The organism is Paenibacillus sp. BJ-4 (assembly GCF_020404765.1).
In the GTDB taxonomy this organism is placed as follows: Bacteria; Bacillota; Bacilli; order Paenibacillales; family Paenibacillaceae; genus Paenibacillus.
Map to the genome: position 1 here is coordinate 263,666 of NZ_JAIVEM010000140.1, position 16,076 is coordinate 279,741.

Annotated in this window: 16 protein-coding genes and 1 pseudogene; 8 read left to right on the top strand and 9 right to left on the bottom strand. The window is 47.7% G+C overall.

Features of this window, described 5'->3' with window-relative positions; all coding sequences use genetic code 11:
- Nucleotides 1–6 precede the first annotated feature (6 nt).
- Entirely contained in the window at nt 7–2,205 is a 2,199-nt protein-coding gene (locus LCF57_RS20775; protein WP_226002391.1) for a glycoside hydrolase family 52 protein, read from the bottom strand.
- A 216-nt stretch (nt 2,206–2,421) separates the two neighbouring features.
- Here LCF57_RS20775 and LCF57_RS20780 point away from each other — a divergent pair, with 216 nt between their 5' ends.
- Both LCF57_RS20780 and LCF57_RS28310 read left to right on the top strand, forming a co-directional pair.
- A complete protein-coding gene (locus LCF57_RS20780) occupies nt 2,422–3,366 on the top strand; it encodes a helix-turn-helix domain-containing protein (protein ID WP_226002392.1) in 945 nt (314 codons plus the stop codon).
- A gap of 33 nt (nt 3,367–3,399) precedes the next feature.
- Nucleotides 3,400–3,546, top strand: coding sequence for a hypothetical protein (locus LCF57_RS28310; protein WP_413232213.1), 147 nt, complete (start codon nt 3,400–3,402; stop codon nt 3,544–3,546).
- Between the two features lie 334 nt (nt 3,547–3,880).
- On the opposite strand, the gene LCF57_RS20790 is transcribed toward LCF57_RS28310, so the two are convergent.
- From LCF57_RS20790 to LCF57_RS20805, 4 genes are all read right to left on the bottom strand, one after another.
- Nucleotides 3,881–4,177, bottom strand: a complete 297-nt coding sequence (locus LCF57_RS20790; RefSeq protein ID WP_226002393.1) for a hypothetical protein — start codon at nt 4,175–4,177, stop codon at nt 3,881–3,883.
- Between the two features lie 280 nt (nt 4,178–4,457).
- Complete coding sequence (locus LCF57_RS20795) at nt 4,458–4,805, bottom strand: KGG domain-containing protein (RefSeq protein WP_226002394.1); 348 nt, start codon at nt 4,803–4,805, stop codon at nt 4,458–4,460.
- A gap of 133 nt (nt 4,806–4,938) precedes the next feature.
- Nucleotides 4,939–5,700, bottom strand: coding sequence for an ABC transporter permease (locus LCF57_RS20800; RefSeq protein WP_226002395.1), 762 nt, complete (start codon nt 5,698–5,700; stop codon nt 4,939–4,941).
- Complete coding sequence (locus LCF57_RS20805) at nt 5,697–6,437, bottom strand: phosphate ABC transporter ATP-binding protein (RefSeq protein WP_226002396.1); 741 nt, start codon at nt 6,435–6,437, stop codon at nt 5,697–5,699. Before LCF57_RS20805 ends, LCF57_RS20800 begins: the two co-directional genes overlap by 4 nt.
- Before the next feature lie 246 nt (nt 6,438–6,683).
- Between LCF57_RS20805 and LCF57_RS20810 the strand changes: the two genes are divergently transcribed.
- From LCF57_RS20810 to LCF57_RS20830, 5 genes and pseudogenes are all read left to right on the top strand, one after another.
- Nucleotides 6,684–7,262: a TetR/AcrR family transcriptional regulator gene (locus LCF57_RS20810; protein WP_226002397.1), complete on the top strand. Its 579-nt coding sequence runs from the start codon at nt 6,684–6,686 to the stop codon at nt 7,260–7,262.
- Nucleotides 7,263–7,440: 178 nt separating this feature from the next.
- Complete coding sequence (locus LCF57_RS20815) at nt 7,441–8,847, top strand: alanine/glycine:cation symporter family protein (protein ID WP_226002398.1); 1,407 nt, start codon at nt 7,441–7,443, stop codon at nt 8,845–8,847.
- 111 nt (nt 8,848–8,958) lie between these two features.
- Nucleotides 8,959–9,177, top strand: a complete 219-nt coding sequence (locus LCF57_RS20820; RefSeq protein ID WP_226002399.1) for an NAD(P)H-binding protein — start codon at nt 8,959–8,961, stop codon at nt 9,175–9,177.
- Nucleotides 9,178–9,343: 166 nt separating this feature from the next.
- On the top strand, nt 9,344–10,057 hold the full coding sequence (locus LCF57_RS20825; protein WP_226002400.1) for an MBL fold metallo-hydrolase: 714 nt from the start codon (nt 9,344–9,346) through the stop codon (nt 10,055–10,057).
- A 61-nt stretch (nt 10,058–10,118) separates the two neighbouring features.
- Nucleotides 10,119–11,884 (top strand): annotated as a pseudogene (locus LCF57_RS20830) (glycosyltransferase 87 family protein).
- Nucleotides 11,885–12,014: 130 nt separating this feature from the next.
- Here the strand turns inward: LCF57_RS20830 and LCF57_RS20835 are convergent.
- Genes LCF57_RS20835 through LCF57_RS20850 form a run of 4 tightly spaced genes read right to left on the bottom strand, consistent with a single transcriptional unit; the run spans nt 12,015 to nt 15,413 of the window.
- Nucleotides 12,015–12,728, bottom strand: a complete 714-nt coding sequence (locus LCF57_RS20835; protein ID WP_413232214.1) for a Crp/Fnr family transcriptional regulator — start codon at nt 12,726–12,728, stop codon at nt 12,015–12,017.
- 46 nt (nt 12,729–12,774) lie between these two features.
- Nucleotides 12,775–12,945: a rubredoxin gene (rd, locus tag LCF57_RS20840; protein WP_134911980.1), complete on the bottom strand. Its 171-nt coding sequence runs from the start codon at nt 12,943–12,945 to the stop codon at nt 12,775–12,777.
- Between the two features lie 2 nt (nt 12,946–12,947).
- On the bottom strand, nt 12,948–14,141 hold the full coding sequence (locus tag LCF57_RS20845; protein ID WP_226002402.1) for an NAD(P)/FAD-dependent oxidoreductase: 1,194 nt from the start codon (nt 14,139–14,141) through the stop codon (nt 12,948–12,950).
- 36 nt (nt 14,142–14,177) lie between these two features.
- Entirely contained in the window at nt 14,178–15,413 is a 1,236-nt protein-coding gene (locus LCF57_RS20850) for an FprA family A-type flavoprotein (RefSeq protein ID WP_226002403.1), read from the bottom strand.
- Between the two features lie 214 nt (nt 15,414–15,627).
- Here LCF57_RS20850 and LCF57_RS20855 point away from each other — a divergent pair, with 214 nt between their 5' ends.
- Entirely contained in the window at nt 15,628–15,969 is a 342-nt protein-coding gene (locus tag LCF57_RS20855; RefSeq protein WP_226002404.1) for a cupin domain-containing protein, read from the top strand.
- Nucleotides 15,970–16,076 lie beyond the last annotated feature (107 nt).

Genomic DNA, 16,076 nt, shown 5'->3' on the forward strand with positions numbered 1-16,076 from the left:
TTAGTATCAGACATGCTGCTCCTGATCCTGACTCAGATGCCGGGGAAGAGTCAGACGGTTGCCCTTGCCTTCATACAGCCATAAAATTGCGGTAACTCCGCGCGGGTAATATTTGCTGCCGTGGGCTATGCCGGAGAGCATTTGGTCGCTCCAGCACCAATAGGATTCCTCAGGATGCAGGAGCCATGAGACATGGGCAGCATCTGCGGCCTGCCCTGCTTCCTCCCAAGGCAGCTCCAGCAGCTCACGGGCAATAAACTGCGACAGATAGATTTTACTCAGCCAGGAGTTGTTACTGGTCGAGGACAGCTTCCAGCCTCCATCATCGAACAGGCAGACACCTGGCACCAGCACAGTTTCCAAATGGCGTTGTAGTGCTTGTATATACCCGCCAAACCGTCCATCGGGCTTAAGCGCGTCCTCACATCCTGTAAAGTAAGGGAAGATCAGCCCCTCAATCGCAGGGATAATCTGCGAATCATTGCCCTCCTGAACGACGGCAGGAATATAGCCCTTGTCTGTCATATGCGCTGTGATCGCTGCTGCGCATTTGTCAGCCTGTAAGCCAGCCTCCCGTGCAAGCGAGTCGAGCCCCTCTGAGGCAAATATCTTTTCCAGTGCAACATATACCGCCCAGCATTTGCTGCCTAAATAAATGTTGTTGCGGGACTGACCCAGAGAAACGTCCAGACTGTCGTAGGTCGTTATTTCCGCGCCCCCAAGGGTTCTGGAGCTGTCCAGGCCCATCAAGCCGTTTCGTTGTGCCGGGTCCGGGTGATCCCGCCGCAGCATGCTTTCAAAGCAATCACACAGGACAGGCAGCATACGTGTCGTAAATGACTGATCCTGTGTCTGCTCGATATATACCGTGGCGCAGCATAGCCAGTTCACCAGCTCTTCATGGCTCATATAAGAGAAGCAGCCGTCAATTCCTGCCAGCTCATAACAGGAGTAACCCTGCCGGGAGAACACATTTGCCACGCCCATATCATGCGTAAACGTGATCCCGCCCGGATAGGTCTGTTCCTCTCCCGGAAAGCGTACCTCATCGCGGTAGCTGTACCGTTTGACAAACCACTCCAGTTCATTGCGTACCGTCCATGGGTTCAAAATCAATTCATAATAAAGCTGATCCGCCGTCAGATCGAGCGTATTCATCATCCGATACTCGCCTTCGTTCACAACCCAGATTGGTTCTCCATCTGTTTGCTGACTAAGCAACTGGGTACTGCCGTAGTAACTGTGAATGGACTGTGAGAGCATAAATTCCTGATCCGGGCTCAAGCTTGTCGACTCTATCCAGCGATTAGCCTGAACACAGGCCGTGGTCAGGTCTGTAAAATGCTCCAAGGCATAGCTCGCCACGTCTTCAATATCCTTGAATAGCCGGGTGTAGTAATAGGTTGCTTCGATGCCTGTCGTCACGATGCCGCCGCGATAAAAGCATATAGCGAAGGAGTACGTGCGCTTTTCGCCTGCGGGAACGTCCATGAGGAGCGCACCCGTCGCGCCCAGCCCAAAGGATAAATTCTCAGCCATGGTTTCCCCAAGCAGTGTCTCCATTGCAAATCCGCTGGCAGGTACCGCTTCCCTGCTGTTGGTCACAATACCTGTGCTACGTCCTTGGCCGATGCCTGTGATTCTTTCCTCCAATTGGGTAGAATCCGTAGCGTCCCTGCGTGGGTCTTTTCCTACAATGCGTATGCCGCTGTACGGATCACTACCCTGATAGCCGAAAAAAGCTCTCCGCGCAGCAGTTCCCTGCGTGTTATCGATTGTCAGCTCGGCAAATACTGCCGGAACCAGCGCTGCCCGCATCTCGTTTGTATCCGCAGTTCCCGGCTCGGGCACCGGACGAACGGGAGAGTACAGCCGGAACGTCAGATCGCCGGCCTGCCATGTATCTGTCCCTGCTTTTAGCTCACGGGTGATATCCTGATCGGCAAAGGCAACGAGCATCGGCTCCGTTTTTTTATCCTTTTTCTCTACATCATAGCGGGTACTTTCGTCCTCTGCAGATGCAAAAAAAGGAAGCGCTTCGTATACGCTGCCGTCTCTGGATTGCAGCCCGATATATACATTTTCATCGGCAGGCTTGCCCAGCTCCAAGCCGAGTCCACCGCGATTGCCTTTGAACCCGAGCGTAAAGCTGGAAAAGGCCCCGATAGGTGAGTGTTGCGTGTTATAAAATATATTTTTCGTCATATCATGAAACCCCTTTCAAAATAAAAAGTGACTTTCATACACAAAAGTATTTTGCAGTATGTTCATATATCCGTCATATGCTATACTCACTTGATCTCATATAGAGCCTAGCATGCTACGCTCTGAGGAACCATTGTCAAATCGCTCAACTATTTATCCAAATCGCACTAAAAACGATATACTGGAGTAAATACGATGTAAGCCAGGAGGGAAGACATGTCAGCACCACGTTTACCGAAGCGTCCAGATCATCCAGAGCTTACGGCTGCCGGAGAGGAATTCTTTTTTCCCGATGTGCGGACTACGGTCAATCTGTTTGCCATACATACGCGAAGTGTCGGAAGAGACTGGAGCTATCCGCCACATGAGCATCCTCAATATGAGATTAACATCGTGCTTGCGGGAGAACAGATCATGGTTGTGGATGGTCGCAGCTATACGCAGCGTGAGGGTGATCTGGTGCTTCTGCGCCCGGGAATCGTCCATTCCAGCCATAGTAGCGGAGAGGGCTTTACGTATTTTTGCATGCATTTTGATATTGATGATAAGTTGTTTCTTTCGCTGCTGAGCCGCTTGGAGCAAGTGCTGTTTCCGGCTGAAGGCACAGTAGCGGGGCAGATGGGGCCCGCGCTGAGCAAGCTGCTCGATCTTTCTGCGCCAGAAGGCATAGGAGCAGGCGGTGATTCGGTGGCCAAACGTATGCGAATTCAGTCCGCTGTATTTGAGTTGTTCGCAACTTTGTGGGAGGCGGTATCCAGCGAAGCGGCACATCTGCCGGGGCGCGGATACGTGCAGGCTGAACTTGCCCATCAGATTGCCAGCCGTCTTCAGCGCAGGGTAAATCAGCCTTTTGGACAAGTTGGCTCGGTGGAGAAACAGGATGGAATCGAGGGGATTTCATCTGAGCTGGGCATTAGTGTGTCCCATTGTAATCGTGTATTCCGGAGTATCTTCGGCGTATCCCCCCGTGTATATCTATCCGGGCTTGTCCTGCATGAGGCCAAGTTGCTGTTGGCTGATCCGCAATGGTCGGTGCAGCAAATTGCCGATATGTTGGGTTACGGAGATATTGCGCATTTTAGCAGACAGTTCAAGCGTTGGTCTGGTCAGTCGCCGACATCCTACCGTAAAAGCACGGTGCAGGACAGCCTATCCGAATAAAAGTATATCTCCAAGGGCGGCTCAATTGTCCTCATGTCCGGAGCATTCAGCCAGCGTCCGATGGGCTTTGGTACTACATATGGGGCGGCGAATGGCGCAATCGAAAGCTTATCACCTGACTATAAAACAGTTGAGTACGGACCTGAGAAGGTGGACGACAATTTAGAAGATAATTTTTAATTCTTCAATTTTTTAATCAAACGATCCAAACCATATCCAATAAGGTACCAGAAAACTAGTGTAGTGAAATAAACGACGGCTATGGGGATGTCTGCTTTTCGTACAAATTGAAATGATTCGTATATCCAAACCAACGGACTAATGATAGCCAATAGTATATTATAGTCATCATATCCCGTAATATTTACAGTAATAACTAGACATGAGATTAGGAATAACCAAAACCTAAATGACTTCATTAACCGTACCTCCAAACCTATATTGTAAAGCCACGAACTAGCTTAGATGCTGATTCATTTTGCAGTTTTGAATGATTAGACAGTCTTGTTTTGTTCTACTCCTCTACATAACGGATATATGGGTGTTGAAAGTACCTTTGATCAGACTCGAAAAAATATTGTTTGCCTACATCCAGAGGAGGGATCACAGACTTTGAGGAAATATATAATTCTTTATATCCACCTCCATTAGAAGCATCTCTTTGTATGACCAAATAGTCATCTGTAATTTTAACTAATTTAGCAATTTCAGCCGGGTGATATCCTGAACAATAATAAATCCAGCCGAAAATTAGTGAAAAAAATATAACCCTTAATATAGCTGTAGCCGTTTTATTCTTTGTAATCAACATTGTTACAAACCTCCCATAACTCATACAATGAATAGGATGACATGAGAAAAGAAACAGGACTAATCAGTTCTTTCATTTATAATAAAATATTTATGTTTGGATATTTGACCTGTATATGTATATTGTATGACGTATGATTGGATGATGAAAGTAACTTTCACACAAAAAGCCTACCCGCTTAAACAACAGCAGATAGGTTTTTGCTTATTTAAAATATTCACTATACCTCGTATATACCAGCCTGTGCCTTTACATTACACAGACTCTATATTCCTTATCGTCAGTTATCTCTACGCTGACGGGCCCGAGCTTCGCCGCCTTTGCGGCCTGCTTCTTCCCTGCTCATTTTCCCGTCGCTGTCACTTTGGTCTGAATTGCCGCGGGCTTCACCGCCCTTGCGTCCAATTTCCTGGTAGAATTCCTTGCCATGACTTTTGGAAGTGGCTTCGCCACCCTTTTCACCGATTTCTTGGTAGAATTCCTTGCCATGACTTTTGGAAGTGGCCTCGCCACCTTTTTCGCCAATCTCTTGATAAAATTCTTTGTCGTGATTTTTAGCAGTAGCTTCTCCACCTAAACGTCCTGCCTCTTCGCGACTCATTTTGCCATTTTGGTTGTTGTTAGCCATGTTCAATCACTCCTCATCGAATTTTAGTAAAGCGTGTTCGTGTATCTATTAACCCTCGTGTCAGGAATTAAACATCTCTATTTTATTTTGATAATGGCAAGTAACTGTAGATGACTGGGTATAACCATCTCCATCAGACTTCCCAAGACTCTGTGCGCAACTGTTGTTGATGCGTAAATAATACCGGATAAATGAACAGGCTGAGCAGTACGCTGGTCAGAATGGCAGAGGTCATGGTAGTAAATACGATCAGCAACTGCAAACGGACGGCGGCAATGGGATTGGCTCCTGCGATGATCTGTCCGGTCATCATGCCGGGAAGCTGGACAAGCCCCAGCGTTTTCTGTCCCTCAATGGTTGGAATCATACTGGAGCGTATGCAATCCTTGAGTATTGGAAAAATGGCTTGTCTCGGTGTGCCACCCAGTGCCAGGATGAGCATGATTTCAGGCTTGCGCAGCAGGACCTCCGATTTGAGCCGGGACACCAGCAGACTGGATAAAATCATGGAGCTGCCAATGATCATGCCGCTAATCGGAATCATATACCGGGCTGTCGCCGGAATGATATGCAGGCCAATCAGGAATGCCTGTGTAACGATTTCCACACACAGCAGCGTCAGGAATGACTTCCACATAAGGCCGGGGATAAATCGTCCTTTGCGCGCAACATTTTGAGAGGCTACGGTGATCATGAGCAGAATGAACAATGCGATGAATCCGTAGCTCTGCATCCCGAAAATCAAATGTAATACATAACCGATAGCCAGCAGTTGAACCGATGCTCTGATCGTGGCGATCATAATATCCCGGTCCAGACCAAGCTTGAAGGACTTGGACATAACGATGGAAATAAATACAAAACCGAGGGAAAGAATCAAGGCAATAATCGTCATACCCATTCTCCTGCTATGAACCTGCGAGTTTCACTATGCTGCGGAGCATGGAAAAAGGTCTCGGTATCCGCTTGTTCCACCAATCTTCCGTCAATCATCAGCCATGTTTCATGGCCGACCCTGCGGGCTTGTTCCATATGATGCGTAATCCAAATCATGGTCGTTCCCTCTTCTTTATTCATTTGAAGCAACAGCTCCTCAACCTCTTTGACCGAGGCGGGGTCCAGTGCGGAAGTAATCTCATCCAGCAGTAAAATATCCGGGCGGTTGGCGAGCGTTCGGGCCAAGGCCAAGCGCTGCCTTTGACCACCGGACAGCTCCTGCGCTTTTTGTTCCAGCAGGTCGCGGGTGAGCCCTACCCGTTCCAACAGGCCGGACGGATCATGCAGCATCGTACCGTGCAGCCGTTCTACGGTTTGGAGATTGTACAGGACGGTTCCCTGAAGTATGGGCGCATCCTGAAAGACCAATGCCACTTTGCGTCTCAGCTCAGGGATTTCCCACTCGGATACAGGCTTGCCGAATACGCTGATTTCTCCTTCATCCGGTGACAGTAAAAGATTACACAGTGAGAGAAGCGTACTTTTGCCAGACCCGGACGGGCCGACCAGCGTGGTAATTTTGCCGGGAGAAACTTTTGCTGTAATTCCGTTCAGGACAGCACGTTGCCGCTCAGGCCCGGTGAAATACTTAGTGATATGCTTAAATTCAATGGCAGGAAGTGGATTGGAATCCATAGATATAGCTATCTCCTTTGTAGAGGATCGAAAAAGTTGTCAGACCCGCTTTATGATCTTATTTCTTTTATTATATCAGTTATGGCAGATATGCTCTTCTTCTATAAAGGTCCGGGCAGGGCTATGGTTGCAAACGGCATGGTCTTTATATAGACTAACAGGATTAGTTAAAATGAACATAGGGTTCAGTATGTATTTGTATATGTAATAGCCTTACATAGAAATTCGATGAAAGGGGACCGGATGATGTCACCCAGAAACGGAGTGAAGCTGCAAGATATCCTGCAGGCTGCAGAGGACATTGCCAATGAACGGGGGATGGGGGAGGTCACGCTCACCACGCTGGCGCAAAAGCTGCACATTCGCCCGCCGTCCTTGTACAACCATGTGGACGGATTGAACGGACTGCGTCAAGTGCTGGCACTACGCAGCCTCAAGCAGTTGGAGGATACTTTGACAAGTGCGGCGGTTGGCAGAGCGGGAGATGATGCACTGGCTGCTATGGGGAAAGCATACATGCGATATGCCCGCGAACGACCCGGGTTGTATGAAGCGATGCTGTATGCTACAGACCGCCAGGATACTGAATTGAGGGACGCTGCGGATCGCGTGGCAGAGCTTGTTATTTCCGTCCTGTCGAGTGGCTACGGCTTCAAGGAAGAGGATTGCATTCATGCAGCAAGAGGGTTCCGTAGTCTTCTTCATGGGTTTGCCTCGCTGGAACAGAAGGGGGGCTTTGGTTTACCTGTAGAAGTGGATCGAAGCATTGAAGTGATGATGAACACTTTTTTAGCAGGTTTGCGTATGCAGCAGAAACGAGTATAACATGAGGTTCAAATACCGTGCTCTTCCCTGGTAATGGTTTCTATACAGTGAAATGTATAATTATCTGCTCTGTGCGGCGAAAAATTGATATACTCAAAAAATACTGCTAAACGGCGGGTATGGAACCGGTTCACTGAGAGAATGAAGACAAAGAATATGGATATTAGGGGGATTGTGGATGCAACAGGTTTTACAGGATGTGATCGGTGTAATTAACGACTTTTTCTGGTCCAAGTTGTTAATTGTCATGTTGATCGCATTGGGGCTATTTTTTACGTTCCGCTCTAAAGGTCTGCAAGTACGAATGATCGGAGATATGTTCCGGGTTCTGAGAGAGTCGAAGCGCGGCTCCAAGGACAGCATTTCGCCTTTTCAGGCATTTTGTATCAGCATGGCGGCGCGCGTGGGTACGGGTAACATTACAGGGATTGCTATCGCCATTGCGCTGGGCGGCCCGGGTGCGGTGTTCTGGATGTGGATCATTGCGATCATCGGATCAGCATCCAGCTTCGTCGAAAGTACATTAGCCCAAGTATATAAAGTGAAGGACAAAGGCGGATTCCGTGGCGGTCCGGCGTATTACATGGAGATCGGATTGAAAAAGCGGTGGATGGGTATCGTCTTTGCGATACTGATTACACTGAGCTTTGGGATGGTCTTTAACGCGGTGCAGTCCAATACGGTTACGCTGGCTTTTGAAAATGCCTTCGGCACGAATCGGTTGGTCGTGGGTCTGATTATGGCGACTCCGTTTGCGGTCATTATTTTTGGAGGGGTCAAGCGGATTGCCAAAATGTCCGAATATATCGTCATCGTACTGGCGGTGCTGTATATCGGAATTGCGCTGTTTATTGTGATCATTAATATTCAGCAATTGCCGCACGTGTTGTCCCTGATTGTACGCAGTGCGTTTGGTTTCGAGCAGATTGCGGGAGGCTCCATTGGGGCAGCCTTGATGCATGGCATCAAGCGTGGCTTATTTTCCAATGAAGCAGGAATGGGGAGCGCACCGAATGCGGCAGCTACCGCAGACACCAGCCATCCGGTCAAGCAAGGCTTGATTCAGGCTTTTGGAGTGCTGACGGATACGCTTATTATTTGTACAAGCACGGCAATGATTATTTTGTTATCCGGGGCATATACGAAGGCGGGACTTAGCGGTATTGAGCTGACTCAGGCGGCTCTTAGTGTGCACATCGGGCCGTGGGCGCCTGGTTTGCTTGCCATTATGGTATTCCTGTTCGCTTTTAGCGCATTGGTCGGTAACTACTATTACGGCGAAACGAACATCGGGTTTATGAAATCCAGTAAAATCTGGGTATGGCTTTATCGCGCTGCTGTAATTGGCATGGTGATTTTCGGAGCGGTAGCCAAGGTGCAGCTGGTGTGGGATTTGGCCGATTTATTCATGGGCATGATGGTTGTCGTCAATCTGATTGCCATTGCTCTTTTATCCCGAGTCGCTTTTGCAGCCTTAAAGGATTATTCACGGCAGAAAAAGGCGGGTCACGACCCTGTGTTCTACAAAGATAGCATTCCGGGGCTGGAGCAGGTGGAGTGCTGGGAGCGGGAAGCCAAACTGTAGGACAACACCTGATCACAAACTCGACATATCAATCTGATTGCGTCCTGAACCATAAGGGTAAAATACTTCTGTATAATGTAGATGAGAGACTGCGAATACAGGAGGGTTATTGTGAATGTGCTGGATTACACGATCCTTCGTCCGGGTGGACTGACAGATGATCCCGGTATCGGAAAGGTTGCTACGGGGGATGATCCTTCCGTTAGTACCATTTCCCGTGAGGATGAAGCCGCAGTGGTAGCGGCACTGGATGAACGGCAGACGTATCACCGTGCGATTAATCTGGCGTCAGGCAGCACGCCCATTGCTGAGGCTATCCAGCAGGGTTGATGGATTTAGGAGCATTCACATCATAGTTGGAGAGAGGCAGACCAGGGATGTTATCCCGGGTCTGCCTTTTGCTGCTGAATATCTGCGAAAAGATTTGATTAAAACTAATCATGTTATTTATAATACTAATATAGTTAGTTTTAATCAAGATGAGGAGATGAGACGGATGCGTGTTGTTCAGGTGCAGCATATATATCAATTGACGTTTCTGCCGAGACTGTTCCCGGTGAACTGTTACTTGGTGGAGGAGAATGATGGGCTTACTCTGATAGATGCCGGATTGCCTTACAGTGCCAAAGGTATTGAACAGGCTGCCGAGCGGATGGGGCAGCCGATTACAAGAATCGTTCTTACCCATGCCCATGAGGATCATGTGGGTGCGCTGGATCGGTTGAAGGCAAGGTACCCTGATGCGCAAGTGTTCATTTCCAGACGAGATGCGCGGCTGCTGCAAGGCGATGTATCGTTAGAGACAGATGAACCGAATACCCCCATTCGGGGCAGTGTGCCGAAGGGAATTCTTACCCGGCCTGATGTTTTGCTGGAGGACGGGGATCCTGTAGGCTCGCTCCTGGCGATCAGCACACCTGGACACACGCCGGGTTCGATGGCATTTTTGGACACTCGCACCCGTGCGTTGATTGCAGGCGACGCCTTCCAGGTCCGGGGTGGGGTTGCGGTGTCGGGAAGGCTTAAGCCGCTGTTTCCATTTCCCGCACTGGCTACATGGAACAAGGGAAGCTCGCTGGAAAGCGCCAAAAAGCTCGCGTTTTTCAATCCGTCTTTATTGGCTGTTGGCCACGGCAACATGCTACAGCATCCGCAGTCTCAAATGGAAAGGGCTATTAAGGAGATGGAGCAACAAGGTACAGCGCAATGACCCCATATTCAGCCAACATTCAGCCAGAACTCACAAAGTCCTAAGCTAAGGCAGATACAATATGAGGAAAATAGAAACAGAGAGAGGTGCATCGGATTTGAACGTTTGGAAAGCGAACGGTCTGAAATATATCCTTCTATGTAGTCTCATATTGTGTGCTGTCGTAAGTGTCGTTTCTTTATGGAGTTATTCGGGCAGCTCGGCCTCCCAATCCGCTGCTTTTAAGCAGGGCCCGTCCGGCGGATTCGGGGGAGGAGGCGGACCCGGTGAAGGTATGGGGGGACCGGGACAGCGTCCTGCTAACGGCCAGACAGCTGGGAATGACAATTCCACATCCGGGGGCAGCGGTGTTGCCAGAGACGGGCAGCATCGAGGTCCGGGCGGCATGTCCGGCAACGAATCTGGCATGGGCGAGCCTGGCGGCGGTATGGGTGGTGGAAGAAATGGGAATTCTTCATCCGCTTATGCAACTCCGCTGGCGATCTTTGCCGCTTTATTTTTCGGTGCGTTCGTGTTTATTGCGTACCGTTTTCGGACCCGTGAATGGAAGCTCGGGGAACGTAACCGCAGGCTGATGCTGTGGACTGTGCTGGGTGTGGGATTCTTTTTAAGAATGGCGGTAGCCCCGTGGATATCGGGTCACATGGATTTAATGCTATTTCGGAACTGGGCTACGACAGCAGCGGACAGCTTATCTGGCTTTTACACGAACGGATCAAGTGATTATCCGCCGTTCTATATTTATATTTTATATGTGATCGGTAAAATCGGCTCTACGGCTGCTTTCAGCCCCTATATGTCCGTGCTGCTGCGGCTTCCGAATATATTAGCCGATATCGTGACAGCGTACATGCTGTACCGGCTGGCAAGCAAACGGATCGGCTATGGTATGAGCCTCGGCCTGGCGATATTCTATGTGTTTAACCCGGCTGTATTTATCAATTCGACCTTCTGGGGACAGGTAGATTCATTCTTTACCATGCTGATTGTGGGCATGATTGTGCTGCTGGTGGAAAACCGGATCGGCTGGTCTGCCGTATTGTTTGCGATAGCGGTATTGATGAAGCCGCAGGGGATTATTTATGGACCAGTTCTGTTCTTCGAGCTACTGAGACAGCGTAAAATACAACCTTGGCTCTTGGCCATCGGTGGAGCGGTTGTGACGACCATTCTGGTCATATTGCCATTTTCGTGGGGGCAGAAGCCGTTATGGCTGCTTGATTTATACAAGGGAACGGTTGGCGAATATCCGTATGCTTCCGTGAATGCGTATAACTTCTTCGCACTGATCGGTGGCAATTATACGCAGGACACTACGACGTTGTTCCTGTTCAGCTACCATACATGGGGCATGATCGGCATTGTGCTGGTGACTTTGTTTATATGGTGGATGTATGTCCGCAGTCGCAAACCACAATTTGCGGCAGCAGCTGCACTGGTGCAAATTGCAGGTGTCTTTACCTTCGCTTCCAGCATGCATGAACGGTATTTGTTCCCTGCGGCAGCATTGGCGGTACTGGCGTATCTGTATTTGCGGGACCGGAGATTTTTGTGGCTTGCGGGTGGATTCAGTCTTACGATCTTCCTGAACACCTTCGATATTTTCTATAGCTCCAATTCTCGGGATCATCACGGCATTATATTGTGCGTGACTTCGTTGTTGAACGTATTGCTGTTTGGGTATCTGGTCAAAGTGGTCTGGGATTGCTGCAGATCCACCACGATTCAGGCTGCTTCTGCCAAGGACACGATTCCATCGGAGCTTTCTTCAGGGGAATTAACATGGGAGCTTCTTCCCAAGGTGTGAACACGACAATTGATCGTTAGTAAAGTATAAAATACGGTAAAAACCGCCCTTTAACGAAATGGAAGTGGTTGATAGATCAACTGTAATCCATAAGTTAAAGAAGCGGTTTTTTGTTGTCCTCATGCTAGAGCAGCATTAGATCTATATATCTCAATCTATATATTCGTTCAGCTTCTGGACATCGCAGATCGTAATCTCTCGTGTACCCTTGATATGAATAATCCCCAGCTGTTCAAATTTTGCGAATTTGCGACTGATGGTTTCGCGTGTGACACCAACATAATTAGCCATTTCTTCGCGTGAAAGGGGGAGATTTATTTTAATGTAGGAGCCTTCCGGTTTGCCGTATTTATGCCCTAGCTCAAGAATCATATAGGCGATACGGATCTCCGGGTCTTTGGTCGCCAGGCTTTGAGCCAGATTTTCGGTATGTGCCAGGCGTTTAGTAATGGTTTTGAGCAGCTTCAAAGAGATATCGGGATTGTTGCGAATCAACTGCTCCATATCATCCTTGGTGAGCATACAAATATCAGTATTTTTTAAGGCATAGGCACTAAAATTACTCAACTCATCGCTGTTAAATATATTCAACTCGCCAAAAAAATCGCCAGTTGTCAGAATGTGCAGAATTTGTTCTTTGCCCTGAGGTGTCATTTTCAGAAGCTTGACATGCCCGCTTTGAATAATGTACAGCGTATCGGATGCCTGTTCCTCGACAATCAAGGCCTCGCCTTTCTGATATTTTCGGTGTCGGATCATGGAACTGACCTTACACAAATCTTCTTCGGACAAAGAGGAAAAGATAGGCACTTTGCGGGCACAGGGCTCCTTTCCGCACTGGCAGGACATCTCATTCACATTCATTCACTCCATTCATAAACCGGAAACTAAAAAGTATTGCGTGTTCTTGTTATTCTGTATCATCTATTGGGGCAAAATGGCTTTGATCCTCACCGCAGACTGGACAAACCCAGTCTTCCGGGAGATCCTCAAACGCTGTACCGGGCATAACGTCTTCATCAGGGTCGCCCAATGCAGGATCATAAATGTATCCACAAGGTTGACATACATATTTTTTCATCTTTAGTTCTCCTTGTCACTCAAAATTTTTGTAAGCTCTGGCGCGTCCGGTTTGAGTCCTTGGATGATGGCTGTTTTAAATGGAAGTGAAGCAAGAGCATCCCCAAAGCCGATCACGCCGCAGATAGAGCCTTTTTGTATGAACATGCGTGTATAAGAAACTTGATTTTCACTAGTCAGGCTGGTATCGCAGATTTGTTCATCCACCAGACCCATGGAAAACAAGGGGCATTCATAGCTGTTGGATAGGGTTACAGGGATAGGTCGCTGATAGCTGACGGATGCGCCCGCCATATTGGCGCCTGCTATTTTCCCCTGCTCTATAGCACTTTCCCATAATCCATCCACTCTATTTTGAAACTCGGCTACATCACCTGCCGCATATATATTGGCGGAGCTGGTCTCCATCTGTGCGTTCACCAGGATGCCTTGTCCAATATCAAGGCCGATTTGGCGGGCAAGCTCAGTATTAGGTACAATTCCGATAGAATACACGACATGCTCGCAGGGAATAACGGAGCCGTCCTGTAGCTCTACACCTTCGACGTGATCTGTGCCTATAATACGCTTTACGCCTTGTCCAAGGCTTACCTTGGTATCCTGCTCGGTAATTCGCTGGGTCAAAATAGCGGAAGCCTTCTCATCTAGCTGGCGGGGCATAAGCCGATGCGAGGCTTCCAAAATGGTTACAGCATACCCGGCTTGCTGGAAGGACCAGGCGGTTTCCACGCCTTGAATCCCACCGCCGATGATGCATATCCGGTCTCCCTTTTGTAATTTCGTCTTAAGGCTGTCTGCATCTTGTCGAAAACGGATATTGTGAACGTTACGTAGTGAAGCTCCGTCCAGCAAAAGCTTACGGTTGTGGGCTCCTGTACACAGCAGCAGCTTGTCATAAGCAACGGTTTGTCCGTTTGCTGTTTCGATGGTGGAGTCCGCTGCATGTATCGCGGTGACTTTTATGCCTGAATAAACATGAATTCGTTGATTGGCAAACCATTTTTCCTTTTTGATCAGGATTTTGTCGCTGTGCAAGTCAGTGAATAGTCCCTTGGAAAGTTTGACTCTGTTATACGGAAGGGATGCTTCTTCCCCGTAAATAGAAATTTCGGCTAGCTCATCATGATCTCTAATCGCTTTCGCCGCGTTGACGGCGGCAACGCTGCCCCCGATAATAACGTAATGTTGGTTGCCCATTCAGTATCTCTCCTATTCGTTATACGCTGATGTGTTTCAAATAACACTAAGCAGCAGATCTGAGACAAATTCAGCGGCATTTTTAATTTTCTTCACTTTTTCATCTTCTTTAGGAGAGAAACGAATGCGTACCGGGAACTCCACATGCGTCATGCCAGTCGACTTGATTACATCAGAAGTGCTTTGGACTTTCATATTGGTACCGTTCAAGTAATCCTGTACGACCTCAATGGCTTCCCCACTCCAGCCGTAGGAACCAAAGGCAGCAGCCAGCTTGCCTTCCAGATTCATCTTTTGCATTTGTTGCAGCAGGTCTTCCAGCTTACCCGTCATATCGGCATATTTGGTAGAGCTACCGACGAAAACAGCATCCGCTGAGGCAATACTATTCAAAATCTCCGTTTCATCTGCCTTATCTACGTCCCATAGCTCCACCTTGATTTGGTTTTCCAAAAAGCAGTCTTTCAGAATGTTTGCCATTTTTTTAGTGTTATTTTTTAAGGTGGCATAGACAATCGCTACTTTTTTATCATCCTTGGTTTCGGTACTCATAGATGCGTACAAATCAATAAACTTAGCAATATCATGTCGGATTGCGAAGCCGTGTGAAGGTGCAATCATCTTAATATCCAGATCAGCAACAGCTTCAATTAATGTGCGCACATATCTGCGATGTGGGTGAATAATAGCCTGATAGTATCCGATAAAGTCCTCGGTGATATCAAAACCAGCCTCATCGGCAAATAGATGCTCTACAGCCACATGTGTACTGAAAATATCGCAAGGGAACAAGATTTTATCTTCTACACAGTAGGTAATCATGGTTTCTTCCGTATGGAGATAAGGTGTTTCCTTGAACAGCAGTGTCTTGCCTCCAATATCCAGTTGATCTCCGTCCTTGATTACCAGGAAGTTGCGGTGCTGAAGCTTGTACATTTGCTGAATTTCCGGAACGGCAATCTCCGTGCAGACAATCGTAGCGTTCGTTGCCTTGGAAGCTAGTGCCGCCAATCCGCCCGAGTGATCTGGCTCCGTGTGATTGACGATAATATATTGAATGTCCAACGGATCGATCAATTCGGCCACAGCCTCTGCAAATTCTCTACCGAACGCCATATCTACCGTATCCACAATGGTTGGCTTTCCAGTTTTCAATAGATAGGCATTATATGTTGTACCTTTAGACAGTAGAAGACGATGGAAGGGAACCTCACGATTATCAATTTTTCCTACCCAATAAATATCTTTTGCCAGTTGGAATCCTGGTTTCATAGGAACAACCTCCTGCTTATTTTGTTTGTCTGACACAATTCGATTCTAGTTGGATATGTCGATGAAAAAGATGATTGAAATCAAATTTTTAAATATTTCAAAGTATTTATAACTTAAATTTAGTTTTGTGACTGCAATCACAAGGAGAGCGTAATAATCAAATACAATAAGACCATATAGGAAAATCTAATTTCAAACAGGAGAGTGAACCTACATGAAAAAATCAAACCTCATTCAATTTCAGGAATATAAAGAAGCTGCCTTTACTAAACGAATTGTGCATAAGGAAGCCGACAATGTTATTTTTATTCTCAACTTCACTCCTAATGCTGAGCTGCCAACACATAATCATCCAGGAGCGAATGTATACTTGCTTGTTCTTGAAGGGAACGGTACTGTAACTGTGAATGGTGAAGAAACGGAAGTGGTTCAAGGGGATATAATCCATGTTACAGGAGATGAACACTTTTCCTATCGCGGTGGTGCAGAGGCGAACTCCAGCCTGCATGTGGTGTTGACCAAAACGCCAAGTGAAAGCTACGCGCAAAATATATAAAGAGGGTACATCACTGCTATAAATGATAAAAATAAAACAGAGGAAAAAGAAATGCACGCCTAAAAGCCGCTCGGTTCAAATGCCAAGCGGCTTTTAGGCGTGCACTA

What these genes read in the sequence shown, in the direction of transcription:
- LCF57_RS20835 (WP_413232214.1), bottom strand. Translation starts at nt 12,728, where the DNA reads ATGAATGTGAATGAGATGTCCTGCCAGTGCGGAAAGGAGCCCTGTGCC.
- LCF57_RS28310 (WP_413232213.1), top strand. Translation starts at nt 3,400, where the DNA reads ATGTCCGGAGCATTCAGCCAGCGTCCGATGGGCTTTGGTACTACATAT.
- LCF57_RS20850 (WP_226002403.1), bottom strand. Translation starts at nt 15,413, where the DNA reads ATGAAACCAGGATTCCAACTGGCAAAAGATATTTATTGGGTAGGAAAA.
- LCF57_RS20780 (WP_226002392.1), top strand. Translation starts at nt 2,422, where the DNA reads ATGTCAGCACCACGTTTACCGAAGCGTCCAGATCATCCAGAGCTTACG.
- LCF57_RS20795 (WP_226002394.1), bottom strand. Translation starts at nt 4,805, where the DNA reads ATGGCTAACAACAACCAAAATGGCAAAATGAGTCGCGAAGAGGCAGGA.
- LCF57_RS20825 (WP_226002400.1), top strand. Translation starts at nt 9,344, where the DNA reads ATGCGTGTTGTTCAGGTGCAGCATATATATCAATTGACGTTTCTGCCG.
- LCF57_RS20845 (WP_226002402.1), bottom strand. Translation starts at nt 14,141, where the DNA reads ATGGGCAACCAACATTACGTTATTATCGGGGGCAGCGTTGCCGCCGTC.
- LCF57_RS20790 (WP_226002393.1), bottom strand. Translation starts at nt 4,177, where the DNA reads ATGTTGATTACAAAGAATAAAACGGCTACAGCTATATTAAGGGTTATA.
- LCF57_RS20855 (WP_226002404.1), top strand. Translation starts at nt 15,628, where the DNA reads ATGAAAAAATCAAACCTCATTCAATTTCAGGAATATAAAGAAGCTGCC.
- LCF57_RS20810 (WP_226002397.1), top strand. Translation starts at nt 6,684, where the DNA reads ATGTCACCCAGAAACGGAGTGAAGCTGCAAGATATCCTGCAGGCTGCA.
- LCF57_RS20800 (WP_226002395.1), bottom strand. Translation starts at nt 5,700, where the DNA reads ATGACGATTATTGCCTTGATTCTTTCCCTCGGTTTTGTATTTATTTCC.
- rd (WP_134911980.1), bottom strand. Translation starts at nt 12,945, where the DNA reads ATGAAAAAATATGTATGTCAACCTTGTGGATACATTTATGATCCTGCA.
- LCF57_RS20815 (WP_226002398.1), top strand. Translation starts at nt 7,441, where the DNA reads ATGCAACAGGTTTTACAGGATGTGATCGGTGTAATTAACGACTTTTTC.
- LCF57_RS20775 (WP_226002391.1), bottom strand. Translation starts at nt 2,205, where the DNA reads ATGACGAAAAATATATTTTATAACACGCAACACTCACCTATCGGGGCC.
- LCF57_RS20805 (WP_226002396.1), bottom strand. Translation starts at nt 6,437, where the DNA reads ATGGATTCCAATCCACTTCCTGCCATTGAATTTAAGCATATCACTAAG.